Raw genomic sequence first — 25,783 nt, forward strand, 5'->3', positions numbered from 1 at the left:
CGTTTAGATGGCAGCCAGCGATTGCTTCATCGCTTGCATGCACAGCACGATCACACGTTCCGGCACTACGCCCAGTACCAGCAGCGCAATGGCATTCAGCGACAGCACCAGCTTCATGTCGGCACGCATCACGATGGCGGAAGTATCCTGTGCTTCGTCGAAGTAGATGTTCTTCACCACACGCAGGTAGTAGAAGGCACCAATCAACGACATCATCACGGATACCACGGCCAGCCAGTACAGATGGATGTCTGCAATGGCCTTGATGACGGCGAACTTGGCATAGAAGCCAGCGAGCGGCGGAACACCTGCCATGGAGAACATGGTCAGCAGCATCAGCAGGGCATACCAGCTGTTGCGGCTGTTCAAGCCCTTCAGGTCGTCCAGGGTTTCGCATTCGAAACCGGCACGGGACAGACCCAGCAGGATACCGAAGCTGACCATGGACATCAGCACGTAGATCAGGGCGTAGAACAAGGCAGCGGCATAGCCATCCGGGGTACCAGCCAACAGGCCCAGCAGCAGGAAGCCCATATGGGAGATGGTTGAGTAAGCCAGCATGCGCTTGATGTTGGTTTGTGCGATGGCAGTGATGTTACCGATGGCCATGGACAGCACAGCCACCAGGGCCAGCATGGCCTGCCAGTCGGCCACCATGGCTTCCAGGCCTTGCACCAGGATGCGCAGTACAAAGACAAACGCAGCCAGCTTCGGCGCTGCACCCACCATCAGGGTAACGGCTGTTGCCGAGCCTTGGTAAACGTCCGGTACCCACATGTGGAACGGTACCGCACCCAGCTTGAAGCACAAGCCAGCCACGATGAACACCAGGCCAAATACCAGCAGCATGTCGTTGGCGGTATGGGCCTTGATTGCCTTGGCAACCAGCGCCAGATCCAGCGTGCCAGTAGCACCGTAAATCATGGAAATACCGTACAACAGCAGGCCGGAAGCCAGTGCACCCAGCACGAAGTACTTCATGGCCGACTCGGTTGCCTTCACCGAATCACGCTGCAGCGCAATCAGCGAATACAGCGACAGCGACAGCAGTTCCAGACCCATGTACAGCGACACGAAGCTGGATGCAGATACCATGAAGTTCATGCCCAGCAGTGCAAACAGTGCCAGGGAGAAGAACTCGCCGCGCAGCAGGCCGCGGTCAGCAATGTACTGACGGCTGTACACCAGCACGATGGCGGTACTGCCATACATGGCCAGCTTTACCAGACTGGACAATGCATCACTGACAAACATGCCAGAGAAGGTATGTACCGGAACCACCGGGTAGGTTTGCACCTGCAACAGGGCACAGACTGCCAACGTCAGCAAGGCGAGGCCGTAATGCATGCCGCGCTTTGCGTCCGAAATAAAGGCATCGAGCATGAGGATGACCAGAATTGCCCCGGACATGAACAGTTCGGGCAATGCAGGCATCAGGTTCAGATCAGCCCAATTCATTATGTTTTCCTTATGGCCTTAGCTTAGAGCTTGGTCTGCGCAACATGCGCAATCAGGTCATTTACCGACAGGTGCATCTTCTCGACGAAGCCTTGCGGATACAGACCCATGCCCAGCACCGCAATGGCCAGAACGACCAGCACCAGGAACTCGCGTTTGTTCACGTCAGCCATTTCTTCAACGTGGTGATTGCTCACCTCGCCAAAGATCACCCGCTTGTACATCCACAGTGTGTAAGCAGCACCGAAGATCAGGGTGGTTGCGGCCAGCGCGGCGTACCAGAAGTTCACCTGTACCGCACCCATGATCACCATGAACTCACCGGCAAAACCGGAAGTTGCCGGCAGACCGGAGTTGGCCATGGCAAACAGCATCATGAAGGCAGCAAAGATCGGCATCTTGTTGGCCACACCACCGTAGTCGGCGATATTGCGGCTGTGCACGCGGTCGTACATCACACCGATACAGAAGAACATGCCGGCGGAAACGAAGCCGTGCGACACCATCTGAACCAGTGCGCCCTCAACCGCCCACTGGTTCAGGTGCGAACCGGTGAACATGAACATGCCCAGGGTGACAAAGCCCATGTGGGAAATGGAGGAGTAAGCCACCAGTTTCTTCATGTCGGTTTGTACCAGCGCAACCAGACCGATGTACACCACGGCCACCAGCGACAGGGCAACCATGATCCACGACAGTTCACGTGCTGCATCCGGCAGGATGGGCAGCGCAAACCGCAGGAAGCCGTAAGCACCAATCTTCAGCGTGATGGCTGCCAGCACCATGGAACCACCAGTCGGCGCTTCCACGTGGGCATCCGGCAACCAGGTATGCACCGGCCACATCGGCACCTTTACGGCGAACGACAGGAAGAAGGCGATGAACAGCAGGATCTGTACGTGCAGCGGAATCTTGGCAATTGCCTGAAAGGCCTGGATGTCGAATGTCTTGCCAGCCTGGAAGTACAGGTAGATCAAGGCAACCAGCATCAGCAGCGAACCGAGCAGGGTGTACAGGAAGAACTTGAAGGATGCATACACACGACGCGGACCACCCCAGACACCGATGATCAGGTACATCGGGATCAGCATGCCTTCAAAGAAGACATAGAACAGAATGGCATCCAGCGCGGCAAATGCACCGTTGATCAGGCCGGACATGATCAGGAAAGCGGCCATGTACTGCGACTGGCGCTTCTTGATGACTTCCCAGCCAGCCAGCACCACCATCAGGGTGGTGAAGCTGTTCAGGATGACAAACAGCATGGAAATGCCGTCAACACCCAGATGGTACTGGATACCGAAGGAGGCAATCCACGGCTTCACTTCCTCGAACTGCATGCCGCCGTTCAGGTTGTCAAAGCCGGTAAACAAGGGCAGGGACAACAGGAAACCGATCAGGGCACCGGCTACGGCGACCCAGCGAGCCATGGTGGCCCGTTGGTCTCCTCCCGTAGCCAGTACCAGCAACCCGGCCACGATCGGGGCCCAGATCACCAGACTTAACTGATTTGTGAACATAGTCAAAACCTAAGTAGTTATTCCAATTCCAGAGGTCTGGGCCTTAGCGCAGGATGATCTGCGAGAACCACAGCGTCATCAAAGCCAGCACGCCAATGATCATGGTCGTGGCATAACTGTAGATGAAGCCAGTCTGCAGCTTGCGTACCACTCTGGAGAAGGTTCCCACCAGTTTGGCTGCACCATTCACCACCAGGCCGTCGATCAGCAGCATGTCGCCCACCTTCCAGAAGAAGGTACCCAGAGCACGGGAGCCCTTGGCAAACACTGCAAAATACAGTTCGTCCAGGTAGTACTTGTTTTCCAGAATCTGGTTCACGAAGCTGAACTTCTGCTTGATGGCAGCGGGAATCTGCGGCGCCTTCATGTAGAAGAACCAGGCAGTCACCACACCGGCCAGGGCCAGCAGGAATGGCAGCGAAGTGAATGCGTGAACCCCCATGGCAACAGAGCCGTGGAATTCGTGTGCCAGTTCTTCCAGCGCCGGATGTGCTTCACTGTTGATGGTGATCACACCCTTGAAGAAGGAACCGTACAGCAGCGGTTCGATGGCGAAGAAGCCTACCAGCACCGACGGAATGGCCAGCAATACCAGCGGCAGGGTCACCACCCACGGGGACTCGTGCGGCTTGTCATTCGGACCCAAACCATGATGATGGTCGTGATCGTCATGACCATGATGGTGGTCGTCCTTTTTCTCCATCCAGCGTTCCTTGCCATGGAAGACCAGGAAGTACATGCGGAAGGAGTAGAAGGCGGTGACGAATACACCGGCAATCACCGCGAAGTAGGCAAAACCGGCTGCCGGCAGGTGCGACAGCTGTACCGCTTCGATGATGGAGTCCTTGGAGTAGAAACCGGAGAAGAACGGCGTACCGATCAGCGCCAGCGAACCCAGCAGCGAAGTCAGCCAAGTAATCGGCATGTACTTGCGCAGGCCACCCATATTGCGCATGTCCTGGTCATGGTGCATACCCATGATCACGGAGCCGGCACCAAGGAATAGCAAGGCCTTGAAGAAGGCGTGGGTCATCACGTGGAACATGGCCACCGGATAGGCGGAAACGCCCAGTGCCACGGTCATGTAACCCAGCTGCGACAGCGTGGAGTAAGCCACCACACGCTTGATGTCGTTCTGCACGATGCCCAGGAAACCCATGAACAAGGCGGTGATGGAACCAGCCACCAGTACCACGTTCAGCGCGGTATCCGACATTTCGAACAGCGGGCTCATGCGCGATACCATGAAGATACCGGCAGTCACCATGGTCGCCGCGTGGATCAGTGCGGAGATCGGGGTCGGGCCCTCCATCGAGTCCGGCAGCCACACGTGCAGCGGGAACTGGGCAGACTTACCCATCGCGCCGATGAACAGCAGGATGCAGGTGACGGTCAGCAGCGACCACTCACAACCCGGGATGATCTGGATGGTCTTGTGCGCCAGAGCCGGAGCAGCAGCAAACACATCGCTGTAGTTCAGCGAACCACCGAAGTAGGCCAGTACCAGGCCGATACCCAGCAGGAAACCGAAGTCACCCACACGGTTAACCAGGAATGCCTTGAGGTTGGCATAGATGGCGGTCGGACGCTTGAACCAGAAGCCGATCAACAGGTAGGACACCAGACCCACTGCTTCCCAACCGAAGAACAGCTGGATGAAGTTGTTGCTCATCACCAGCATCAGCATCGAGAAGGTAAACAGCGAGATGTAGCTGAAGAAGCGCTGATAGCCCGGGTCTTCCTGCATGTAACCGATGGTGTAGATATGCACCATCAGCGACACGAAGGTCACCACGACCAGCATCATTGCTGTCAGCGAGTCCACCAGGAAGCCGACGGAGAACTCATAGCCCCCCACCGTCAGCCAGGTGTAGACCGGCGCGTTGAAAACTTCAGCCTGCCCGGTAAGGAAGGCATAAAGTACCTTGAAGGACAGGGCTGCCGAGACTGCCACGCCGAGAATGGTCACGACGTGGGAAGCGCGGCGGCCGATTGCCCATCCAAACAAGCCTGCGATGATGGACCCCACCAGAGGTGAGAGCGCTATCAGCAGGTATAAGCTTTTCATATCCATGCTTGTGTGCTTTGTAGTTTGGTAACCGGTTTGCCTTAGCCCTTGAGGCTGCCCAGGTCTTCAACGTTGATGGTCCGCATATTGCGGAACAGCACCACCAGAATGGCCAAGCCAATGGCGGATTCTGCCGCTGCTACCGTCAGGATGAAGAACACGAAAATCTGGCCTGCTGTATCGGACAGGTAATGCGAGAAGGCAATGAAATTGAAATTCACTGCCAGCAGCATCAGTTCGATGGCCATCAACAGTACGATCAGGTTCTTCCGGTTCAGGAAAATCCCCAGCACGCTGATGGCAAACAGGATTGCGGCCAGCACCAGGAAGTGAGTTAGTGTCAGCACATTTCCTCCCTTATGTTGTTCGGCCGTCAGGCCTGTTGCTCACCGGACTCGGCAGTATCGGCCGCTTCCACGTTTTTCTCGGCTTGCATCTTCACGATGCGTACACGGTCCTGACTGCGAACCTTGACCTGATCGCCGGCATCCACCACCTTGGTATCCTTGCGGCTACGCTGGGTCAGACCAATGGCAGCCACCATGGCCACCAGCAGCACAACCGCAGCCAGCTCGAACGGCAGCAGGTAGGTGGTATACAGCTGACGACCCAGTACCTTCACATTGCTGGCATCAGCTGCCAGTGCGGCACCGGCTTTGTAGTCAGCCAGGCCGGTGTGCGGGTTGGTCAGGATCAGTACCATTTCGAAAGCCATGATGAGGCCGACAGTCACTGCCACCGGGAAATTGCGCCAGAAACCCTCACGCAATTGCTCGATATTGATGTCCAGCATCATCACCACAAACAGGAACAGCACCATCACCGCGCCGACATAAACCAGTACTAGGGTAATGGCCAGGAACTCGGACTGCAGCAGCAACCAGTGTCCGGAGCTGGTGAAGAAGGCCAGAACCAGATACAACACGGCGTGTACCGGGTTCTTGGCAGTGACCACCCGAACCGCCGCAAACAGCAGAATGGCGGACAGGATGTAGAAAATAACCGTAGTCATGCTCATGAGGCCCCCTTAACGGTACTTGGCATCGGCTGCCTTGTTGGCAGCGATTTCGGCCTCGTACTTGTCACCCACCGCCAACAGCATCGGCTTGGTGTAGTAGAGGTCGCCACGTTTTTCACCGTGGTATTCGAAGATATGGGTCTCGACGATGGCGTCGACCGGGCATGCTTCTTCGCAGAAACCGCAGAAAATGCACTTGGTCAGGTCGATGTCGTAGCGGGAAGTACGGCGAGTGCCGTCTTCGCGCTGTTCCGACTCGATCGAGATCGCCATTGCCGGGCACACCGCCTCGCACAACTTACAGGCAATGCAACGCTCTTCACCGTTGGCGTAGCGACGCTGCGCATGCAGGCCGCGGAAACGCGGGGAGATCGGCGTCTTCTCTTCCGGGAACTGGACGGTAATCTTGCGGGCAAAGAAATAACGCCCGGTCAGCATCAGGCCCTTGACCAGTTCCACCAGCAGGAAGGTTTTGAAAAAGTTGCGAATCGTATCCATGTTCTTTACCTATCCCCTCAGTTCCACAGCGACAGCGGGGTCATCATCCAGATACCCAGGACCAGGATCCACACCAGGGTAACCGGAATGAACACCTTCCAGCCCAGACGCATGATCTGGTCATAGCGATAACGCGGGAAAGTCGCGCGGAACCACAGGAAGCAGAACAGCACAAAGGCCATTTTCGCAGCCAGCCAGAAGAAGCCGCCGGCACCCAGCAGGCCCCAGCTTGCCGGGAAGGGCGACAGCCAGCCACCCAGGAACAGGATGGAAGTCAGGGCGGAAACCAGAATCATGTTGGCGTATTCGGCGAGGAAGAACACGGCGAATGCCATACCGGAATATTCCACGTGGAAACCGGCCACGATTTCAGATTCACCTTCGGCCACGTCAAACGGAGCACGGTTGGTTTCAGCCACACCGGAGATCAGGTAGACGATGAACAGCGGGAACAGCGGCAGCCAGTTCCAGGAGAACAGCGAACCACCCGCCATGCCGTGTGCCTGCTGCTTGACAATGTCAACCAGGTTCAGACTGCTGGACACCATCAGTACGCCAACCAGTGCGAAGCCCATTGCCAGTTCGTAAGAAACGATCTGTGCGGCAGAGCGCATGGCACCCAGGAAGGAGTACTTGGAGTTACCCGCCCAGCCGGCCACGATGATGCCGTAAACACCAATCGAGGACAGCGCCAGGATGTACAGCAAGGACGCGTTGATGTTGGCCAGAACCAGCGTATCGCTGAAGGGAACCACAGCCCAGGCAGCCAGTGCTGGCCCGATGGCCAGCACCGGAGCCAGCAGGAACAAGCCCTTGCTGGACTGCGTCGGCAGAATGATTTCCTTCATCAGCAGCTTCAGGCCGTCAGCCAGCGGCTGCAGCAGGCCCAGCGGACCGACCCGGTTAGGGCCGATACGGATCTGCATATAGCCAATGACCTTGCGCTCGGCGTAGGTCAGATAAGCGACGGTAATCATCATCGGAGCCACGATGGCGATGATTTTCAGCAGGGTCCACACCGTGAGCCCCGCTTCATTACCGAGAATGCTTTGCAAGAACTCCATGTTTTACCCCTGTGAAAGCGCGATGGAATCGAACATGCCACCCAGACCAGCAGTCAGCGGATGCGCGGTTGCCAGGCGCACCGTATCAGCCGGCAGACTGTCGTCGGCTTCAACCAGCACCTTCAGCTCGCCACTGCCCTGACGCAATACGGCCTGGGAACCGGCAGCCACATTCAGGCTGGCCAGCAGGCTGGAGTGAGCGGTGGCAACCGGCGCAGCTGCATCAGCAGTCTTCTGCAAGGACGGGGCGCGACGGCAGATGGCATCAGCCTGGTACAGCGGCACTTCGCCAATGCGCACCAGACCGGTGCTTACAGCGGCATTGATGGCCACATCGCCCAGTGCATTGCTGAGGGAGGATTCGATGGAACCCTCGGCCAGCAATTCGGCACGGACTTCTTCAGCACTGTTCTGCTCGAAGCCGGTCAGACCCAGCATATTGCCCAGCACACGCAGTACCTTCCAGGCCGGACGGGTTTCGCCCAGCGGACGCACTACACCGTTGAAGGACTGCAGCTTGCCTTCCATGTTGACGAAGGAACCGGCTGTCTCGGAGAACGGCGCGATCGGCAGCAGCACGTCAGCGTAATCCAGCAGACCTGCGCCCTTGTAGGCGGTCAGCGCAATCACGGTGGCAGCCTGTTTCATTGCGGCTACCGCAGCTTGCGGGTTGTAGCTGTCGGACTCGACTTCGGTGTTGAGCAGGAAGTAAGCCTTGCGCGGCGCGGCAATCATTGCGGCAGCGTTCAGGCCTGCAGTGGCCGCAGCACCAAAGACTGCGCGGTGCGGCAAGGCACCAACCAGTTCAGCACCGGTGCTGTTGGCAGCTTCAGCCAGCAGGCCGAAACGTGCGCCGGTCAGCGCGGAGATTTCCTGTGCCAGCTTCAGCAGTTGCGCAAATGCCGGATGGTGTTGCGCTACATTACCCAGCACGATGGCGGCAGACTCTGCACCAGCCAGGCTGGCGGCAATGGCTTGCGCCTCGGCACCTACGGTAACGGCAGCCAGATCAACGGCCGTTTGAGCAGACTTGAGCTCAACCACTGCCTTCAGCACCTGGGCCAGCGCGTTGACCAGCGCCAGCGGCGATACGATCAGCTTTGCATTGACTGCGGTCAGCAGCGCATCGTCAGTCACGTGGATGACGTTGAGCGCACTGCCCTTCTTCACCGCCTGACGCAGGCGGGAAGCCAGCAGCGGCTGCTCCTTGCGCTGGGTGCTGCCCACCACCAGGATGGACTTGGCCGTGGTCAGCTCGACAATGCTGGAACCCAGCCATTGCGCGCCTTGCTGGGCGGCATCGGCCGAGAAGTCACTACGACGCAGACGATAGTCGATGTTGTTGACACCAAAGCTGCGAGCCAGCTTTTGTGCCAGATACAGTTCTTCGGTGGTGGAATGCGGACTGGTGAGGAAGCCGATGGCATCCTTGCCGTGTTCGGCAGATACGCCGTTCAGACCCTTGACCACGTAGGCCAGTGCGGTTTCCCAGTCGGTTTCGTGCCACTTGCCGTCAAACTTGATCATCGGCTTTTGCAGACGCTCGGCCGAATTCAGGCCCTCATACGAGAAGCGGTCGCGGTCGGCGATCCAGCATTCGTTGATGGCTTCGTTTTCCAGCGGCAGTACACGCATCACTTCGTTGGATTTCACCTGAACGATCAGGTTGGAACCCAGACCATCGTGCGGGCTGACCGACTTGCGGCGGGACAGCTCCCAGGCACGGGTGGTGTAGCGGAAAGGCTTGGAGGTCAGCGCGCCAACCGGGCAGAGGTCGATGACGTTACCGGAGATTTCCGAATTAACGGTCTTGCCCAGGTAGGGCATGATTTCCGAGAATTCGCTACGGTTGGCCATGCCGATTTCCTGGAAGCCGCCAATTTCTTCGGTGAAGCGTACGCAGCGGGTGCAGTGGATGCAACGCGCCATTTCTTCAGCCGATACCAGTGGACCCATGTCCTTGGCCACCACGGTGCGCTTTTCTTCCTGATAGCGCGAGGTGGAGTTGCCATAGCCCACAGCCAGATCCTGCAACTGGCACTCACCGCCCTGGTCGCAAATCGGGCAATCCAGCGGGTGGTTGATCAGCAGGAATTCCATCACGCCGGCCTGGGCCTTCTTGGCCAGGTCGGAATGGGTATGCACCTTCATGCCGTCGGTCACCGGCGTAGCGCAGGCGGGCAGCGGCTTGGGTGCCTTTTCCACTTCAACCAGACACATGCGGCAGTTGGCTGCGATGGACAGTTTCTTGTGGTAGCAGAAGTGAGGGATGTGCGTACCCACGGAATGGGCGGCATCCATCACGGTACTGCCTTGCGGGACAGTCAGTTTTTTACCGTCGATTTCGATTTCAAGCATCGCTCAACACCATTTGTGGTCCACCAAGGGCTTCTTGTGTTCGATCAGATACTCGAACTCATTGCGGAAGTGCTTGGTGAAACTGCGAACCGGGAACACGGCAGCATCTGCCAGTGCACAGATGGTACGGCCGGCCATGTTATTGCCTACCGAATCCAGGAGCTCCAGATCACCCGGACGGCCTTCACCGTTGGCGATGCGATGGATCACCTTGTACAGCCAGCCGGTGCCTTCGCGGCACGGCGTACACTGGCCGCATGACTCTTCGTGATAGAAGTAGGCCAGACGCTCCAGCGCCTTCACCATGCACACATCTTCATTCATCACGATGACAGCGCCAGAACCCAGCATGGAGCCGGCCTTGGAGATGCTGTCGTAGTCCATCGTGCATTGCATCATGACGTCGCCAGGCAATACCGGAGCGGAAGAACCACCCGGAATCACTGCCTTCAGCTTTTTGCCATCACGCATGCCACCAGCCATTTCCAGCAGTACCGAGAACGGGGTGCCCAGCGGAATCTCGTAGTTGCCCGGACGATTCACATGACCGGATACCGAGAACAGCTTGGTGCCGCCATTGTTCGGTTTGCCCGCTTCCAGGAACTTCTGTGCGCCATCACGAATGATGAAAGGCACGGAGGCGAAGGATTCGGTGTTGTTGATGGTGGTCGGCTTGCCGTACAGGCCGAAGCTGGCCGGGAACGGCGGCTTGAAGCGCGGCTGGCCTTTTTTGCCTTCCAGCGATTCGAGCAGCGCGGTTTCTTCACCGCAGATGTAGGCGCCATAACCATGGTGGGCGAACAAATCGAAGCTGAAATCGCTGCCGAGGATGTTCTTGCCCAGGAAACCAGCCTGACGAGCCTCATCCAGTGCGGCTTCGAACAGTTCGTACTCTTCGAAGATTTCACCGTGGATGTAGTTGTAGCCTGCCTTGGTACCCATGGCGTAGCCGGCGATGATCATGCCTTCGATCAGCGCATGCGGATTGAAGCGCAGGATGTCACGGTCCTTGAAGGTACCCGGCTCGCCCTCGTCGGTGTTGCACACCACGTATTTGTCGCCCGGGAAGGAGCGTGGCATGAAGCTCCACTTCAGGCCGGTGGGGAAACCCGCACCACCACGGCCGCGCAGACCGGAATTTTTCACTTCGGCGATCACGTCTTCTTGCGCCATCTTGGATTCGATGATGCGACGCAGGGCCTGGTAGCCGCCGCGGGCCACGTAGGCCTCCAGCTTCCAGCAGTCCTGCGCAGAAGTATCCACGCCGTCGAAAATCACACCATTGACGAAGATTGCCATCAGTTCAGCTCCGCCAGTTTCTTGTCGATTGCTTCGGGCGTCATGAAGCTGCACATCTTGTGGTTGTTCACCAGCAAGACCGGCGCATCGCCGCAGGCACCCATGCACTCCCCTTCCAGCAAGGTGTACTTGCCGTCAGCGCTGGTTTCGCCAATGGCGATGCCCAGCTTCTTGGAGATGTACTCGGCGGCATTCACGCCACCGGACAGGGCACAGGGCAGGTTGGTACAAACGGTAATCTTGTACTTGCCCACCGGCTTCATGTCGTACATGTTGTAGAAGGTGGCGACTTCGTACGCAGCTACCGGAGCGATATTCAGGTAGTTGGCAACGAACTCGATCACCTCGGTATTCAGGCAACGCTCTTCCGGTGTCTTGCCGGTTTCCCGACGCTCCACCAGAGCAATGCGCAGCGCGCCCATAACCGCCGAACGAGCCTGGTCAGCCGGATACTTGGCGACTTCGCGATCGATGGCGGCGAGTGATTGTGCGGATAGCATTAGCGGTCAATCTCCCCAAACACGATATCCTGGGTACCGATGATGGCCACCACGTCGGCAATCATGTGACCCGTTGCCATTTCATTCAGGGCTGCCAGATGGGCAAAACCCGGGGCACGGATTTTCAGTCGGTACGGTTTGTTGGCGCCGTCGGATACCAGATAGATACCGAACTCACCCTTCGGATGTTCTACAGCCGCGTAGGCTTCACCTTCCGGCACATGCATGCCTTCGGTAAACAGCTTGAAGTGGTGAATCAGGTCTTCCATATTCGACTTCATGCCTTCGCGGGAAGGCGGAGCCACTTTATGGTTGTCGGTGATGACCGGGCCGGGATTGTCACGCAGCCATGCCACACATTGCTGGATGATGCGGTTGGACTGGCGCATTTCTTCCACGCGAACCAGGTAACGGTCGTAGCTGTCACCCTTCTTGCCCACCGGAATATCAAAGTCCAGACGGTCGTATACGTCGTAGGGCTGCTTCTTGCGCAGGTCCCACTCGATGCCGGAACCACGCAGCATCGGGCCGGAGAAGCCCAGGTTCTTGGCACGTTCCGGGCTGACCACGCCGATGTCCACGGTACGCTGCTTCCAGATACGGTTATCGGTCAGCAGGGTTTCGTATTCGTCAACGTAAGTTGGGAAACGCTTGGTGAAATCGTCGATGAAGTCCAGCATGGAACCCTTGCGGCCTTCGTTCAGGCGCGCGAGTTCCTTGGCGTTCTTGATCTTGGATACGGTGTACTGCGGCATGGAGTCCGGCAGATCACGGTAAACACCACCCGGGCGGAAGTAGGCCGCATGCATACGAGCACCGGACACGGCTTCGTAGCAGTCCATCAGGTCCTCACGCTCACGGAAAGCGTACAGGAACATGGTCATGGCGCCGATGTCGATGGCGTGTGCGCCAATCCACAGCAGGTGGTTCAGGATACGGGTGATTTCAGCAAACATCACACGGATGTATTGCGCACGCAGCGGCACTTCGATTTGCAGCAGCTTTTCGATGGCCAGGCAGTAGGCGTGCTCGTTGCACATCATGGATACGTAGTCGAGACGATCCATATACGGCAGAGACTGGATGAAAGTCTTGCTTTCAGCCAGTTTCTCGGTACCGCGATGCAGCAGGCCAATGTGCGGGTCGGCACGCTGGATCACTTCGCCGTCCAGCTCCAGCACCAGACGCAATACGCCGTGGGCTGCCGGGTGCTGAGGACCAAAGTTCAGCGTGTAGTTACGGATCTCAGCCACCGTAGTTCTCCTCACGAATGATGCGCGGAGTGATTTCGCGCGGTTCGATGGTGACCGGCTGGTAGATCACGCGCTGCTGGGTCGGGTCGTAACGCATTTCAACGTGACCGGACAGCGGGAAATCCTTGCGGAACGGATGGCCGACAAAGCCATAGTCGGTCAGGATGCGACGCAGGTCGGGGTGACCTTCGAACACGATGCCGTACAGGTCGAACGCTTCACGCTCGAACCAGTTGGCTGCATTCCAGATGGGGTTGACCGAGGCGAGCAGCGGGAAGCTGTCGTCTTCGGCAAACACGCGCAGACGGATACGGACGTTATGCTTGAGTGACAGCAGGTGGTAGACGGCGGCAAAGCGCGGGCCATCCCACGGCTCGTCACGGTAGACGCTGTAGTCCATACCGCACAGGTCGATCAGTTGTTCGAAGGAAAGTTCGGCATGATCACGCAGCGTGGTGGCCACGTCGGTCAGATCCGCCGCCTTGCAGACAATGGTCAGTTCATCGAGGGCCAGCGTGCTTGAAACAAGCTTGTCGCCCAGCACACGCTCGACGACCGATCCCAGTGCTTCCATTTTCTTGGAGGCCATAAGTGCTTACCTTATCGGGCGATGGTAGAGGTGCGTTTGATCTTGTTCTGCAGCTGGATGATGCCATACAGCAGTGCTTCGGCAGTCGGCGGACAGCCCGGCACGTAGACATCGACCGGCACAATGCGGTCACAGCCACGGACGACAGAATAGGAGTAGTGGTAGTAGCCACCACCGTTGGCACAGGAACCCATGGAGATGACCCAACGTGGTTCTGCCATCTGGTCATACACCTTGCGCAATGCCGGTGCCATCTTGTTGCACAGTGTACCAGCCACGATCATCAGGTCAGACTGACGGGGACTGGGACGGAAAACGATGCCGAAACGGTCCAGGTCATAACGTGCGGCACCGGCATGCATCATCTCCACCGCACAGCATGCCAGGCCAAAGGTCATGGGCCACAGCGAACCGGTTCGGGTGTAGTTGATGAGCTTGTCGGCTGTCGTGGTCACGAAGCCTTTTTCCAGAATACCTTCTACTCCCATTCCAGCGCTCCCTTTTTCCACATGTAGACGAAGCCCAGCGTCAACACCGCCAGGAACTCCACCATTACGCCAAAGCCATAGGCACCAAGTTCTTTCAGGACCACAGCCCAGGGAAACAGAAATGCAATTTCCAGATCGAACAGGATGAACAGAATGGCGATGAGGTAGTAGCGAACGTCAAACTTCATGCGCGCGTCTTCGAAGGCTTCGAATCCACACTCATAAGGAGAGAGTTTCTCAGGGTCGGGACGATTGGGCGCAAGGACCTTGCCAAGGACAATAGGACCCACGCCGACCAACAAACCGACGATGACAAACAACAGAATGGGAAAATAATTTTGCAGCATTTCCCGTACACCCCCAAAAAAAGGAGGAATTACCCTCCTTGGCTCCAAATAAAATAGGCCACCGGAATCCCGGTGGCCTATTTTTGAATGGTGGTGCCGACAGTGAGACTCGAACTCACACAGCCTACGGCCACTACCCCCTCAAGATAGCGTGTCTACCAATTTCACCATGTCGGCACTATATAACTTTACTGTCACTCCGGAATTTTTGATGTAGTACCCGAAGCTTTGCCAGTGGTTGCCCCGACCGGGATTTGCGGCGCAACTTGCTCAACTTTGCCACCCATCACACCCAGATCTGTTTTTCCGCCCCCCGACAGATAAACAAGGGTGAGACTTGTGGAGAAGAATACAACCGCTGCAATTGCAGTGGTTCTACTCAAGAAATTCGCAGAACCAGACGCACCAAACAGACTACCGGAAGCGCCGCTACCGAAAGCTGCACCCATATCCGCACCCTTGCCATGCTGCATGAGGACAAGGACGACGATCGTCACTGCGGAAAGGAGGTTTATCACCCAAATAAGCGTCTTAATAAGTTCCATACTATATCAATTTTCCTGCGGCCTGGCAAATCATCCTGAATGATCCGGCGTCCAGAGATGCCCCACCAACAAGGGCTCCGTCGACATTTGCTGTCTTCAGAATTGACTCGGCATTCTCTGCCTTTACACTGCCGCCGTAGAGGACGCGAATATTAGCCGAGGGCTTGGCATTTTGCAAGCACCACGTTTTGATTGCGGTGTGAATCTCGGCAATCTGCTCCAGCGAAGCCACCTTGCCGGTACCAATCGCCCAGACAGGCTCGTAAGCAATGACGTACTCGCCCTCTTTCACTTCAGCCAAAATAGACAGCTGGCTGAAAATCACCTCAAGGTAGCGCCCGGACTCACGTTCTTCGAGAGTCTCACCCACGCACAGCACCGGCACCAGGCCACCAGCCATGGCATTGTTCATCTTGGAGAGCAAGGCCGGATTGGCTTCGCCAAAGTACTGGCGGCGCTCGGAGTGACCAACCAGCGCATAACGGCAGCCAACGTCTCGCAGCATGTCAGCAGATACTTCACCGGTGAAGGCACCGTCAGCAGCAAAGCTGCTGACATCCTGCGCCGACAGCTGCAGAGCCTGACCGGCAAGCTGTGAACCCAGCGCTGCCAGATAGACAGCAGGTGCCGCGACACCGACCCAGGGCTGATTGCAGACCGGATCGGCCAGCAAGGCCGCAACCAGGGATTGTGCGCTTTGCGCGCGGGTATTCATCTTCCAGTTGCCGATGATCAGCTTGCCTGCCATGTCGCTTGTCTCCGTATTTGAGCTGCGAATTATATCCCCACTCGCGGTGCCGTCAAAACATCGCATACGGCTTTTCGACGACTTGTAATATTTCTGAAAACTTGGGGGGATAGGATGCGCCTCAACACTTAGCACGCCCTTACCCAAATACTCAGGAGCAAGCATGAAACAGTCTGTACGTCTGGTCGCTTCGCTGGCCTTGTCCGCCGGCTTTGTTGCTGGCGCAGCCATGGCAGCCGACATCACCGGCGCCGGCGCTACTTTCCCCTACCCCTTGTACGCTAAGTGGGCCACTTCCTACAAGGCAAGCACCAGCAACAACATGAACTACCAGTCCATCGGCTCTGGTGGTGGCATCAAGCAAATCCAGTCCAAGACTGTTGATTTCGGTGCCTCCGACATGCCGCTGAAGGCTGAAGAGCTGGAGAAGTCCGGCCTGACCCAGTTCCCGACCGTGATCGGTGGTGTTGTACCGGTAATCAATGTACCCGGTATCGCCGCAGGTCAGGTGAAGTTCACCGGTCCTTTGCTGGCTGATATCTTCCTGGGCAAGGTTGCCAAGTGGAATGACCCGGCCATCGCCAGCCTGAACCCGGGCGTCAAGCTGCCGGATCAGAAAATCACCGTGGTACGTCGTTCCGACGGTTCTGGTACCAGCTTCATCTTCACCAACTACCTGTCCAAGGTTTCCAGCGAATGGTCCAGCAAGGTGGGTTCCAACACCGCCGTGAACTGGCCGACTGGTGTGGGTGGCAAGGGTAATGAAGGCGTAGCCAACTATGTAACCCGCATCAAGGGCGCCATCGGTTATGTTGAATATGCCTACGCCAAGCAAAACAAACTGACTTACGGTCAACTGAAGAATGAATCCGGCAACTTTGTTGCTCCGGACGAAAAGACCTTCAAGGCTGCCGCTGCGAATGCAGACTGGAAAAAGGCTCCTGGTTTCTACCTGATCCTTACCAATCAGCCGGGCAAGGATAGCTGGCCGATTTCTGGTGCCACCTTCATCCTGATGCACAAGAAGCAGGACAAGCCGGCACAGGGCACCGAAGTACTGAAGTTCTTCGACTGGGCTTACAAGAATGGCGACAAGACCGCACTGGATCTGGACTACATCCCGATGCCGGATAGCGTGAAGACCGTGATTCGTACCAGCTGGAAGCAGATTACCGACGCCAGCGGTAAGCCGGTCTTTAACTGATAACAATCTGGCTACAACGAATGAGCGTGCTTGTTGTGCACCTTTCAGATAGTTGTAGCCGCAAGGCCGGGGCTTACCACCCCGGCTTTTTGTCTGAGACGCGACCGAGTATCTCTCATGGAAAAGTTCAGCAATAACCAGCAAATGCAGCGGCAACTGCTGCTAGACAATCTATTCAGAATAGCCACGCGCTGCTTTGCCTTTCTGGTACTGGCTTTGCTGGTGGGCATTCTGATCTCCCTGATCATTGGTGCCATGCCCAGCCTGAGCAAGTTTGGCTGGGGTTTCCTGACCGATAGCGACTGGGATCCGGTAGCGCAGAAATTCGGTGCACTGGTGCCGGTATTCGGCACGCTGGCCACCTCTTTCATTGCCTTGCTGATTGGCGTGCCAGTCAGTTTCGGCATTGCCGTCTTCCTGACCGAACTGTGCCCGAACATGCTCAAGCGTCCGCTGGGTATTGCCGTCGAGCTGCTGGCAGGTATTCCGTCCATCATTTACGGCATGTGGGGCCTGTTTGTGTTTGCCCCGATGTTTGCCGACCATATCCAGCCGATGCTGATTGACAACCTGGGTGACATTCCGCTGATCGGCATGTTGTTTCAGGGTGCGCCGATGGGCATCGGTGTGTTTACTGCCGGTCTGATCCTGGCCGTGATGGTGATTCCGTTCATCGCATCCGTGATGCGTGATGTGTTTGAAGTGGTGCCCACCATGCTCAAGGAATCCGCCTACGGCCTGGGTTCCACCACCTGGGAAGTCGTACGCTACGTGGTTCTGCCTTACACCAAGACAGGTGTGGTGGGTGGCATCATGCTGGGTCTTGGCCGTGCACTGGGTGAAACCATGGCCGTGACCTTCGTCATCGGTAACTCTTCCCGTTTTGCCGTCGGCCTGTTCGAACCGGGTCAGTCCATTTCTTCGGCACTGGCCAATGAATTTGCCGAAGCCACCGGAGAATTCCACATGGCTTCGCTGATCGAACTGGGCTTGATCCTGTTTTTCATTACCTTCGTCGTACTGGCCTGTGCCAAACTCCTGTTACTGCGCCTGCAGAAACAGGAAGGCAAGGCATCCTGACAAGGCGCTATCACCATGACCAACAGTACCATCAGCGAATCCGTGAAACTGCAGGGTCGCAGCGAAAGCAGCAGCACCATGAATACCTCGATCTATCGTCGCCGTCGCCTGGTGAATGCCTTCAACATGGGGGCCTCCACCCTTACCATGGCCTTTGGCCTGTTCTGGTTGCTGTGGATTCTGTTCACGCTGCTGCAGCACGGCCTGTCCGGCCTGAACCTGCAGGCATTCACGCAGAGCACGCCGCCACCAGGCAGCCAGGGGGGCCTCGCCAATGCCATTTACGGCAGCCTGATGATGACCTTGTTTGGAACCGTGATCGGCACCCCGGTCGGGATTATGGCCGGCATCTATCTGGCTGAATTCGGTCAGCGCGGCTGGCTGGCACCCGCCACCCGCTTCATCAACGACATCCTGCTGTCGGCACCGTCCATCGTGATCGGCCTGTTCGTATATGAAGTTTATGTGGTCAGTGTCGGTCACTTCTCCGGCTGGGCCGGTGCCTTGGCCCTGGCCCTGCTGGTGATTCCGGTAGTGGTGCGTACCACCGAAAACATGCTGCGCCTGGTACCCAATACCCTGCGCGAAGCTGCAGCTGCGCTGGGTACCCCGCAATGGAAAATCACGCTGTACGTGACACTGCGCTCGGCCAAGGCCGGGGTGCTGACCGGCATCTTGCTGGCGGTGGCACGGATTTCCGGTGAAACCGCGCCGCTGCTGTTTACCGCGCTGAACAACCAGTTCTTCAACAACAACATGAACCAGCCGATGGCCAATCTGCCCATCGTGATTTTCCAGTTCGCCATGAGCCCGTACGAAGACTGGCACACCCTGGCCTGGACTGGTGCTTTGCTGATTACCCTGAGCGTGCTGACGCTTAATATCCTTGCCCGCTGGATGGGCAGCCAGAAAACCCAATCGCATTAAGGCATGACGACAATGGCTGATAACAACGTCAAGCTTCAGGTCAAGAATCTGAACTTCTTTTACGGTAATTTCCACGCATTGAAGAACATCAATCTGGAGATTGCACCGCGCATGGTCACTGCCTTTATCGGCCCTTCCGGCTGTGGCAAATCCACCCTGCTGCGTACCTTCAACCGCATGTACGAGCTGTACCCTGGCTTGCGTTCCGAAGGTGAAATCCTGCTGGACGGGCATAACATCCTGGGCCGCGATGTGGATATCAACCTGCTGCGCGCCAAGGTGGGCATGGTGTTCCAGAAGCCCACGCCGTTCCCGATGTCCATCTACGACAACATTACCTTCGGGGTGAAGTTGTACGAAAAACTGGCCAAGACCGAGATGGACGACCGCGTGGAATGGGCCTTGCGCAAGGCCGCACTGTGGGATGAAGTAAAGGACAAACTGAAGCAGTCTGGTAACTCGCTGTCCGGTGGCCAGCAACAGCGTCTGTGCATTGCGCGTGCCGTGGCATCCCGCCCGGAAGTACTGCTGCTGGATGAACCGACGTCGGCGCTCGACCCGATTTCCACTGCCCATATCGAAGAACTCATTCATGAACTGAAAGAGGACTACACCATCGCCATCGTGACCCACAACATGCAGCAGGCGGCTCGGGTTTCCGACTTCACCGCCTATATGTATCTGGGTGAGCTGGTGGAGTTTGGCGAAACCGACAATATCTTCACCGCGCCCAAACAAAAGGCCACGGAGGATTACATCACCGGCAAGTTCGGCTGATCCGCCATTTACGGCCCCCGCAACTGGTTTATCCAGGGCGGGGGCTTTTGCATTCCGCCCTATTTTTCCCGCCATTATTCCAGATGATTTGGCTTGGGACGCCTGAAAAAACCGGCGAAAACAGACACCTGTCAAGCAAGCTGTCAGTTACGCGGCGGGAAAACGACAAGCCGCTTTTTTTTTGGTTCATTTACTTGACGCACGAAGGTCTGGACACAACAATCCCGGCTTTCCTTAACACGATTTTCATGATCATGCTGGACCTCTTTGCAGGGCTGGACACCCATGTGGCCATCACCCTGATCTTGTCGCTGGGCTTTGTCCTGGCCTTCGAGTTCATCAACGGTTTCCACGATACGGCCAACGCTGTTGCCACCGTCATTTACACCCAATCGATGAAACCACGCCTGGCGGTGTTTGCCTCTGGCGTATTCAACTTCTTGGGCGTATTGACCGGCGGTCTGGCGGTGGCCTACGCCATTGTTCACTTACTGCCGGTTGATTTGCTGGTATCGGTCAACACCGCACGTGGCATGGCCATGGTGTTTGCCTTGCTGACCGCGGCCATTGCCTGGAATCTGGGTACCTGGTATTTCGGTTTGCCGGCTTCCAGCTCGCACACCTTGATCGGCGCCATCCTCGGCGTTGGCCTGGCCAATTGCCTGATCAACGGCACCCCGCTGTCGCAGGGCGTGAACTGGGGCAAGGCCATCGATGTGGGTTTGTCGCTGCTATGTTCGCCGCTGGTCGGTGCCCTGCTGTCCGGTCTGCTGGTGATTGCCCTGCGCCGCTCCCGCCCGCAAAGCAATATGCACAAGACGCCCTTCCAGCGTCAGCAGGTGGAAGGCCGCAAGCATCCGCCGTTCTGGATGCGCTTCATGCTGATCGTCAGCTCGATGGGGGTCAGCTTCTCCCACGGCTCCAATGACGGCCAGAAGGGTGTTGGCCTGATCATGCTGGTGCTGATTGGTATTGTTCCGGCCAAATACGTGCTGAATCTGGACAGTACCCCTTACCAGATTGAACGTACCCGCGATGCGGCCCAGCACCTGCAGCAGTTCTACAACCGTCACCAGACCGCGCTGGATGCCATGTTCAAGCCATCCGCCACTGGCAGCAATGTGCATGACTGTCGCCCGCGTGATACCTTGCGCACTGCCGACAGCCTGATTGCAGCACTGGGCGATGGCAGCACTTATCGCAACCTGCCGGATAGCAAGCGCTGGGATGTCCGTACCGACTTGCTGTGTCTGGATGATGCCGCCAAGAAGGCCGGCTCGCTGCCCAATCTGAGTGCCGACGACAAGCAACTGCTGAGTAATCTGCGCAAGGATCTGACTGTCACCACCGAATACGCTCCCACCTGGGTCATCATTGCCGTGGCGCTGGCGCTGGGTGGTGGCACCATGATTGGTTGGCGTCGTGTGGTGAAAACTGTGGGTGAGGGCATAGGCAAGAAGGACATGACCTACGCCCAGGGTATGTCGGCGCAGCTGACTGCGGCCGTCTCCATCGGTCTGGCCAGTCAGTTTGGCCTGCCGGTTTCGACCACCCATGTATTGTCCAGCGGTGTGGCGGGCACCATGGTGGCCGACAAGGCCGGCCTGCAATGGTCGACTGTGCGCTCCATCCTGTTGGCCTGGCTGTTTACCATGCCGGTGGCCATGCTGCTGTCCGGCAGCCTGTACTACCTGGCCAGCAACTGGCTCAAGTAAGCTTTCTTGCTGCGAGATTGCCTGAAAAGCCGCCCAAGGGCGGCTTTTTCTATGATGGGCATCATGGCAGCCAGAACTTGATCATGATCAAACAGCAAACAAAACACCATTGATTCGTTATTTAATTATTTGCTAATATTAAATCGCTTCATCATGGTTTCTCCTTTGTTGTTTGCAGCAATCCCTTGACGCCTCATTCCTACCGGAATGGGGCGCTTTTTTTGGCCGGTTATGGAAGGTGGAACAGGAAAAACGAGTGTGACTTCAGGCCTTGAGATACTGCTCGCGCCCCGATAACCAACGCTCCAGATGCGCTTCTGCCGCTTCCGGCCAGCGCTGCAGCACTTCTGGCGCCAGCTCGCGGGCAGCTTCCAGCAGTTCGATATCGTCTTCCAGATTGGCAAAACGTAACATCGGCACACCGCTTTGCCGTGCACCGAGAAACTCACCCGGCCCACGTATCAGCAAATCCTGCCGTGCAATCTCGAAGCCATCCACATTTTCGTAAATCACTTTCAGGCGCGCCTTGGCCAGGTCTGACAAGGGATTCTCGAACAGCAACATGCAGACACTGCGGGCTGTCCCCCGACCGACCCGACCACGCAGCTGGTGCAATTGCGACAAGCCCATGCGCTCGGCATGTTCAATCACCATCAGGCTGGCATTGGGTACATCCACCCCAACTTCGATCACGGTGGTGGCCACCAGCACATGCAGCTCCCGGCTGGTAAAGGCAGCCATCACGGCGGCTTTTTCGTCCGGCTTCATGCGGCCATGCACCAGGCCAACTTTCCACTGTGCCAGTTGAGCGGCCAGCACGCGGTGGGTATCTACCGCAGTTTGCAACTGCAGCGTTTCCGACTCCTCAATCAACGGACATACCCAATAAACTTGCTGGCCTTCGCTGCAAGTCTTGTGGACATAGTCGATCACTTCTTCACGCCGGCTGCTGTTGATCAACTTGGTGACGATGGGGGTGCGGCCCGGGGGCAATTCATCAATGACAGAAACATCCAGATCGGCATAGAAGCTCATGGCCAGGGTGCGGGGTATGGGCGTAGCCGACATCATGAGCTGATGGGGCTCCTGCCCCTTTTGCTTGAGTGCCAGGCGCTGTCCAACGCCAAAGCGATGCTGCTCATCCACAATCACCAGCCCCAGCCTGGAAAAGCTGACACCGTCCTGAAACAGGGCATGGGTGCCAACGGCCAGCTGGGCTTCACCATTGGCCATCTGTTGCAGCGACTGTTCTTTCTGCTTTTTGCGCAGACTGCCCGATAACCAGCTTACCGTCAGCCCTAATGGCTCCAGCCAGCCAGACAATTTGCGGTAGTGCTGCTCCGCCAGGATTTCGGTAGGAGCCATCAGCGCCACCTGGAAACCGGCCTCAATGGCGGTGAGCGCCGCCAGGGCGGCCACCACTGTCTTGCCGCTGCCCACATCGCCCTGCAGCAAGCGGTGCATGGGGTGTGACTGCGCCAGGTCGGCATCAATTTCAGCCAGCACTTTTTGCTGTGCACGGGTCAGCGCAAAAGGTAGTGTGGCAAACAGTGCCTGCCGCAACTTGCCATTGCCACGGATGGCGGCAGCCTGCCCTTGTCGGCGCCCGCGATAGGCCAGCCGCATGGAAAGCTGCTGCGCCATCAATTCGTCAAATTTCAGCCGCTGCCATGCCGGCAAGCCTGGCTCGGACAGCTGGCTGGCGCTGTATTCCGGCGGAGGCGAGTGCAGGAGCTGCACTGCATCGGCAAAGCTTTGCAGGCCCAGTCGGGTCATCACCGGCTCTGGCAGGGTTTCCGGCAGTGGCAGGGACTTGAGTTCCTGGCGGATGAGCTTGCGCAGCATGGGCTGGGTAACGCCGTTTACCGTGGGGTAGACCGGCGTCAGGCTTTCCGCCAGCGGGCTGCCCTCCACCACTTCACGGGTTTTGGGATGCACCATCTCGTCGCCATGAAAACCACGACGGATTTCACCCATGGCGCGAATCAACACACCATCGGCAAATTGCTTGAGCTGACTGGGGTAAAAATGAATGAAGCGCAATACCAGCACGCCACTGGCATCTTCAAGACGCACCATCAGCTGCTTGCGTGGGCGGAACTGCACTTCATGACTGATGACCCGTCCTTCCACCAAAACAGGCTGGCCATACGGAGCGGCGCCAATCGGGTAGAGATGGGTTTCGTCTTCGTAACGCAATGGCAGGTGCAAGACCAGATCAAGACGACGGCGCAAGCCGAGCTTGTCCAGCTTTTTGGCCAGAGCGGGGGCCACATTCAGTGGCTGGTTGGCGAGATCGTTGGCGTGGGTCATCGACAGCGATTGTAACCAAAAAACAGGGCGGCGCACCGTCCTGGCGCGCCGCCCTGCCTTGTCCTTGCCGCAGAATGCTTACTGGCGTTCCCACACTTGGGTGCGGCCCAGCAGCGAAACGCCCAGGAAACCACGTACTTCAAGCTTTTTGCCGCCATCCACCAGCTTCATCTTGGCGCTGTATACCTTGCCATTGTGCGGGTCCAGAATCTTGCCGTTGGCCCAGCTATCGCCGTCTTTCTTCAGGCCCCACAGAATGGTCATGCCATTGACCGGCTTGCCTTTGCGCTCGCCATCGCATGCTTCGCACACCACGTCAGGGTTCTGGAACAGTTTGACGATCTTGCCGGACAATTCGCCATTGGCACCTTCGGCGATCTGCACCACGGCCTTGGCCTGCTTGGTGTCGTCGTCGATGGTTTTCCAGCTGCCAATGGGGCTGTCTGCCAGCGCTGCGTGTGACAGCGCCATGAATCCCACCGCCGCGACAGCGGCTTTCCACAATGTGCTCATGATGTTTTTCCTCGTGTTGTTTGTCTTATTGAAACGCTAGTTTGAAGTTTCGGCTCCAGAATGCCAAGGGCTTGGACAACCGTCAAGCATGGCTCCGGCTCACAAGACAAATTCGCCACGCGCCAAGGGAATGACGCAACCGCCGACATAAATACGACGCTGCTCATCCACCGTCAAGTGCAATACATTGGGGCGTTGCAGCACGGCACCCTGCTCCACCCGCCATTGCACAGGATAGGCCTGATGCAGGCTGCACCAGCCGCCCAGATTGGCGCAGGCCGAGCCGGTACCCGGGTCTTCCAGCACTGCGCCGTCCTGTTCGTAAAACAGGCGCACGGTGGCCAGATCGTTGGACACGTGCCACAGATAGGCCACGCTGCGACCTGGGTACAGGCAGGCATCCCGTGCAAACAATGCCGGGTCGGGCCGGGCGGCCAGCACCGCCTCTGCACTGGCGGCGCGGATCAGCAATTGCTCGCTGCCGGTATCCAGCCAGCTGGGTGCTGCGGCAATGGCAGAAACAGGCAGGCGCAACATGGCGGCTGCGCCTTCGATGCTTAGAGCGGCAGCACGCTCCCTGGCCGGATTGGCCTGCAAGATGAACTGCCCGTCCTGATGCCTGATCGGGATCACCCCGGCCTTGGTTTCCAGCGCAAAGCTCTCGCCCAATTGCCGCTGGTGATACAGCACAGATGCCGCGCCTATGGTCGGGTGACCGGCAAATGGCAGTTCGTGGGCTGGCGTAAAGATGCGCAAGCGCGCATCGGCCTGGGTCGAAGGCAGGACGAATACCGTTTCGGACAGATTCATCTGCCGGGCGAGTGCCTGCATGCTGGCATCCGGCAGATTCTGCGCAGCAGTAAACACCGCCAGCGGATTACCGCCAAACGTGGTTTCGGCAAACACATTGACGATTTCAAAAGGTAAACCGGACATGCACCTCTCCCATCAGCTTGAACAACGGGCATCCTGCAAGGCTTGTTGCTGACTGGCAAGCCGTTGTTGCAAACGCTGTGTTTGCAGGGCTGAACGACTCGCTTGCAACTGACTTGCCAATTGCTGCTGACGACGGTGGAGTTGCCTGCAGGTTTTCTGCCTCTGTTTCAGTTGGCGCTGCTGCCATTGCCTGGCCTTGTCTTGACGCTGTTGCTGTCCGGCTTCTTGTCGGGCTTGCTGTTGCTGCTGTTGTTTTAAGGCGTGGATCTGGTAGGGTTCGCGGCTGATCTGGCTGAAGTAACCGCTTTTCAACGCATGGCTGACATGATCTGCCGGGCAGGGATGATCCTGATAGCTATGTTGCCCGGCGGGGCTGACACATTTGAACACGCCAGCGTGCAGCATGAGCGGCAGCAACAGCCAGACAAACAGCAAAAAACGGGCAGACATGCGCTGCACTCCAGGGAGAGAATCGAACTCCAGATAAGAGCCGATTTCACCTTGGCTGGCTGCTGCGCCATCAGGCAGGACGTGGTAGCAATAAAAAAACAGGCGATCAAGATCG

At 57.4% G+C, this 25,783-nt stretch carries 25 protein-coding genes and 1 tRNA gene; 5 read left to right on the forward strand and 21 right to left on the reverse strand.

What is annotated here, in order from left to right:
* Positions 1-3: 3 nt before the first annotated feature.
* The 17 genes from nuoN to tpiA form a co-directional block, all read right to left on the reverse strand.
* Positions 4-1,458, reverse strand: coding sequence for an NADH-quinone oxidoreductase subunit NuoN (gene nuoN, locus HWX34_RS04460; protein WP_178971170.1), 1,455 nt, complete (start codon positions 1,456-1,458; stop codon positions 4-6).
* A 23-nt stretch (positions 1,459-1,481) separates the two neighbouring features.
* Positions 1,482-2,978 (reverse strand): NADH-quinone oxidoreductase subunit M, encoded by a 1,497-nt coding sequence (locus HWX34_RS04465; RefSeq protein WP_178971171.1) that lies wholly within the window; start codon positions 2,976-2,978, stop codon positions 1,482-1,484.
* Positions 2,979-3,021: 43 nt separating this feature from the next.
* Positions 3,022-5,052: an NADH-quinone oxidoreductase subunit L gene (gene nuoL / locus HWX34_RS04470; RefSeq protein ID WP_045847641.1), complete on the reverse strand. Its 2,031-nt coding sequence runs from the start codon at positions 5,050-5,052 to the stop codon at positions 3,022-3,024.
* A 35-nt stretch (positions 5,053-5,087) separates the two neighbouring features.
* Complete coding sequence (gene nuoK / locus HWX34_RS04475; RefSeq protein ID WP_045847642.1) at positions 5,088-5,393, reverse strand: NADH-quinone oxidoreductase subunit NuoK; 306 nt, start codon at positions 5,391-5,393, stop codon at positions 5,088-5,090.
* A 26-nt stretch (positions 5,394-5,419) separates the two neighbouring features.
* A complete protein-coding gene (locus HWX34_RS04480) occupies positions 5,420-6,064 on the reverse strand; it encodes an NADH-quinone oxidoreductase subunit J (protein ID WP_178971172.1) in 645 nt (214 codons plus the stop codon).
* Positions 6,065-6,073: 9 nt separating this feature from the next.
* A complete protein-coding gene (gene nuoI, locus HWX34_RS04485; RefSeq protein ID WP_197077215.1) occupies positions 6,074-6,553 on the reverse strand; it encodes an NADH-quinone oxidoreductase subunit NuoI in 480 nt (159 codons plus the stop codon).
* Between the two features lie 26 nt (positions 6,554-6,579).
* Positions 6,580-7,626, reverse strand: coding sequence for an NADH-quinone oxidoreductase subunit NuoH (gene nuoH / locus HWX34_RS04490; protein ID WP_045847645.1), 1,047 nt, complete (start codon positions 7,624-7,626; stop codon positions 6,580-6,582).
* A gap of 3 nt (positions 7,627-7,629) precedes the next feature.
* Positions 7,630-9,984 (reverse strand): NADH-quinone oxidoreductase subunit NuoG, encoded by a 2,355-nt coding sequence (gene nuoG / locus HWX34_RS04495; RefSeq protein ID WP_178971173.1) that lies wholly within the window; start codon positions 9,982-9,984, stop codon positions 7,630-7,632.
* A gap of 3 nt (positions 9,985-9,987) precedes the next feature.
* The gene (gene nuoF / locus HWX34_RS04500) at positions 9,988-11,283 is read right to left on the reverse strand and encodes an NADH-quinone oxidoreductase subunit NuoF (RefSeq protein WP_178971174.1); all 1,296 of its coding nucleotides are present in this window, start codon (positions 11,281-11,283) and stop codon (positions 9,988-9,990) included.
* Positions 11,283-11,783 carry an NADH-quinone oxidoreductase subunit NuoE gene (nuoE, locus tag HWX34_RS04505; RefSeq protein WP_045847648.1) on the reverse strand — a complete coding sequence of 167 codons (501 nt, stop codon included), beginning with the start codon at positions 11,781-11,783 and terminating at the stop codon, positions 11,283-11,285. The genes nuoF and nuoE overlap by 1 nt, the downstream gene beginning before the upstream one ends.
* The gene (locus HWX34_RS04510; RefSeq protein WP_045847649.1) at positions 11,783-13,036 is read right to left on the reverse strand and encodes an NADH-quinone oxidoreductase subunit D; all 1,254 of its coding nucleotides are present in this window, start codon (positions 13,034-13,036) and stop codon (positions 11,783-11,785) included. The genes nuoE and HWX34_RS04510 overlap by 1 nt, the downstream gene beginning before the upstream one ends.
* Positions 13,029-13,625 (reverse strand): NADH-quinone oxidoreductase subunit C, encoded by a 597-nt coding sequence (locus tag HWX34_RS04515; RefSeq protein WP_178971175.1) that lies wholly within the window; start codon positions 13,623-13,625, stop codon positions 13,029-13,031. Before HWX34_RS04515 ends, HWX34_RS04510 begins: the two co-directional genes overlap by 8 nt.
* An 11-nt stretch (positions 13,626-13,636) precedes the next feature.
* Positions 13,637-14,113 carry an NADH-quinone oxidoreductase subunit B family protein gene (locus HWX34_RS04520; protein ID WP_045847651.1) on the reverse strand — a complete coding sequence of 159 codons (477 nt, stop codon included), beginning with the start codon at positions 14,111-14,113 and terminating at the stop codon, positions 13,637-13,639.
* A complete protein-coding gene (locus HWX34_RS04525) occupies positions 14,104-14,460 on the reverse strand; it encodes an NADH-quinone oxidoreductase subunit A (RefSeq protein WP_045847652.1) in 357 nt (118 codons plus the stop codon). Before HWX34_RS04525 ends, HWX34_RS04520 begins: the two co-directional genes overlap by 10 nt.
* Positions 14,461-14,551: 91 nt before the next feature.
* Positions 14,552-14,637, reverse strand: a tRNA-Leu gene (locus HWX34_RS04530).
* 17 nt (positions 14,638-14,654) lie between these two features.
* Complete coding sequence (gene secG, locus HWX34_RS04535; RefSeq protein ID WP_178971176.1) at positions 14,655-15,005, reverse strand: preprotein translocase subunit SecG; 351 nt, start codon at positions 15,003-15,005, stop codon at positions 14,655-14,657.
* A 1-nt stretch (position 15,006) separates the two neighbouring features.
* On the reverse strand, positions 15,007-15,753 hold the full coding sequence (gene tpiA / locus HWX34_RS04540) for a triose-phosphate isomerase (protein ID WP_178971177.1): 747 nt from the start codon (positions 15,751-15,753) through the stop codon (positions 15,007-15,009).
* Positions 15,754-15,916: 163 nt separating this feature from the next.
* Here tpiA and pstS point away from each other — a divergent pair, with 163 nt between their 5' ends.
* The 5 genes from pstS to HWX34_RS04565 all read left to right on the forward strand — a co-directional run bounded on the left by pstS (position 15,917) and on the right by HWX34_RS04565 (position 21,456).
* Entirely contained in the window at positions 15,917-16,957 is a 1,041-nt protein-coding gene (gene pstS, locus HWX34_RS04545; RefSeq protein ID WP_178971178.1) for a phosphate ABC transporter substrate-binding protein PstS, read from the forward strand.
* Between the two features lie 117 nt (positions 16,958-17,074).
* Complete coding sequence (gene pstC / locus HWX34_RS04550) at positions 17,075-18,037, forward strand: phosphate ABC transporter permease subunit PstC (RefSeq protein WP_178971179.1); 963 nt, start codon at positions 17,075-17,077, stop codon at positions 18,035-18,037.
* A 15-nt stretch (positions 18,038-18,052) separates the two neighbouring features.
* Complete coding sequence (gene pstA, locus HWX34_RS04555; protein WP_178971180.1) at positions 18,053-18,964, forward strand: phosphate ABC transporter permease PstA; 912 nt, start codon at positions 18,053-18,055, stop codon at positions 18,962-18,964.
* Positions 18,965-18,976: 12 nt separating this feature from the next.
* On the forward strand, positions 18,977-19,741 hold the full coding sequence (pstB, locus tag HWX34_RS04560; protein ID WP_045847657.1) for a phosphate ABC transporter ATP-binding protein PstB: 765 nt from the start codon (positions 18,977-18,979) through the stop codon (positions 19,739-19,741).
* A gap of 254 nt (positions 19,742-19,995) precedes the next feature.
* Positions 19,996-21,456, forward strand: coding sequence for an inorganic phosphate transporter (locus tag HWX34_RS04565; RefSeq protein ID WP_178971181.1), 1,461 nt, complete (start codon positions 19,996-19,998; stop codon positions 21,454-21,456).
* A gap of 264 nt (positions 21,457-21,720) precedes the next feature.
* Here HWX34_RS04565 and recG read toward each other — a convergent pair whose 3' ends face one another.
* The 4 genes from recG to HWX34_RS04585 form a co-directional block, all read right to left on the reverse strand.
* Positions 21,721-23,769, reverse strand: coding sequence for an ATP-dependent DNA helicase RecG (recG, locus tag HWX34_RS04570; protein WP_178971182.1), 2,049 nt, complete (start codon positions 23,767-23,769; stop codon positions 21,721-21,723).
* Between the two features lie 78 nt (positions 23,770-23,847).
* Positions 23,848-24,282, reverse strand: a complete 435-nt coding sequence (locus tag HWX34_RS04575) for a DUF2147 domain-containing protein (RefSeq protein ID WP_178971183.1) — start codon at positions 24,280-24,282, stop codon at positions 23,848-23,850.
* A gap of 99 nt (positions 24,283-24,381) precedes the next feature.
* A complete protein-coding gene (locus HWX34_RS04580; protein ID WP_178971184.1) occupies positions 24,382-25,218 on the reverse strand; it encodes a PhzF family phenazine biosynthesis protein in 837 nt (278 codons plus the stop codon).
* Between the two features lie 12 nt (positions 25,219-25,230).
* Complete coding sequence (locus HWX34_RS04585; protein WP_178971185.1) at positions 25,231-25,668, reverse strand: DUF4124 domain-containing protein; 438 nt, start codon at positions 25,666-25,668, stop codon at positions 25,231-25,233.
* Between the last annotated feature and the right edge of the window lie 115 nt (positions 25,669-25,783).

Source organism: Aquitalea sp. LB_tupeE, assembly GCF_013391415.1.
GTDB lineage: Bacteria > Pseudomonadota > Gammaproteobacteria > Burkholderiales > Chromobacteriaceae > Aquitalea.

Coding starts and splice junctions, on each gene's coding strand:
- pstC (WP_178971179.1), top strand. CDS start 17,075: ATGGAAAAGTTCAGCAATAACCAGCAAATGCAGCGGCAACTGCTGCTA.
- HWX34_RS04565 (WP_178971181.1), top strand. CDS start 19,996: ATGCTGGACCTCTTTGCAGGGCTGGACACCCATGTGGCCATCACCCTG.
- nuoG (WP_178971173.1), bottom strand. CDS start 9,984: ATGCTTGAAATCGAAATCGACGGTAAAAAACTGACTGTCCCGCAAGGC.
- tpiA (WP_178971177.1), bottom strand. CDS start 15,753: ATGGCAGGCAAGCTGATCATCGGCAACTGGAAGATGAATACCCGCGCG.
- HWX34_RS04525 (WP_045847652.1), bottom strand. CDS start 14,460: ATGCTGCAAAATTATTTTCCCATTCTGTTGTTTGTCATCGTCGGTTTG.
- pstA (WP_178971180.1), top strand. CDS start 18,053: ATGACCAACAGTACCATCAGCGAATCCGTGAAACTGCAGGGTCGCAGC.
- pstB (WP_045847657.1), top strand. CDS start 18,977: ATGGCTGATAACAACGTCAAGCTTCAGGTCAAGAATCTGAACTTCTTT.
- nuoF (WP_178971174.1), bottom strand. CDS start 11,283: ATGGCAATCTTCGTCAATGGTGTGATTTTCGACGGCGTGGATACTTCT.
- nuoE (WP_045847648.1), bottom strand. CDS start 11,783: ATGCTATCCGCACAATCACTCGCCGCCATCGATCGCGAAGTCGCCAAG.
- secG (WP_178971176.1), bottom strand. CDS start 15,005: ATGGAACTTATTAAGACGCTTATTTGGGTGATAAACCTCCTTTCCGCA.
- HWX34_RS04585 (WP_178971185.1), bottom strand. CDS start 25,668: ATGTCTGCCCGTTTTTTGCTGTTTGTCTGGCTGTTGCTGCCGCTCATG.
- nuoN (WP_178971170.1), bottom strand. CDS start 1,458: ATGAATTGGGCTGATCTGAACCTGATGCCTGCATTGCCCGAACTGTTC.
- HWX34_RS04580 (WP_178971184.1), bottom strand. CDS start 25,218: ATGTCCGGTTTACCTTTTGAAATCGTCAATGTGTTTGCCGAAACCACG.
- HWX34_RS04465 (WP_178971171.1), bottom strand. CDS start 2,978: ATGTTCACAAATCAGTTAAGTCTGGTGATCTGGGCCCCGATCGTGGCC.
- recG (WP_178971182.1), bottom strand. CDS start 23,769: ATGACCCACGCCAACGATCTCGCCAACCAGCCACTGAATGTGGCCCCC.
- pstS (WP_178971178.1), top strand. CDS start 15,917: ATGAAACAGTCTGTACGTCTGGTCGCTTCGCTGGCCTTGTCCGCCGGC.
- HWX34_RS04480 (WP_178971172.1), bottom strand. CDS start 6,064: ATGAGCATGACTACGGTTATTTTCTACATCCTGTCCGCCATTCTGCTG.
- nuoL (WP_045847641.1), bottom strand. CDS start 5,052: ATGGATATGAAAAGCTTATACCTGCTGATAGCGCTCTCACCTCTGGTG.
- nuoH (WP_045847645.1), bottom strand. CDS start 7,626: ATGGAGTTCTTGCAAAGCATTCTCGGTAATGAAGCGGGGCTCACGGTG.
- HWX34_RS04575 (WP_178971183.1), bottom strand. CDS start 24,282: ATGAGCACATTGTGGAAAGCCGCTGTCGCGGCGGTGGGATTCATGGCG.
- HWX34_RS04515 (WP_178971175.1), bottom strand. CDS start 13,625: ATGGCCTCCAAGAAAATGGAAGCACTGGGATCGGTCGTCGAGCGTGTG.
- HWX34_RS04520 (WP_045847651.1), bottom strand. CDS start 14,113: ATGGGAGTAGAAGGTATTCTGGAAAAAGGCTTCGTGACCACGACAGCC.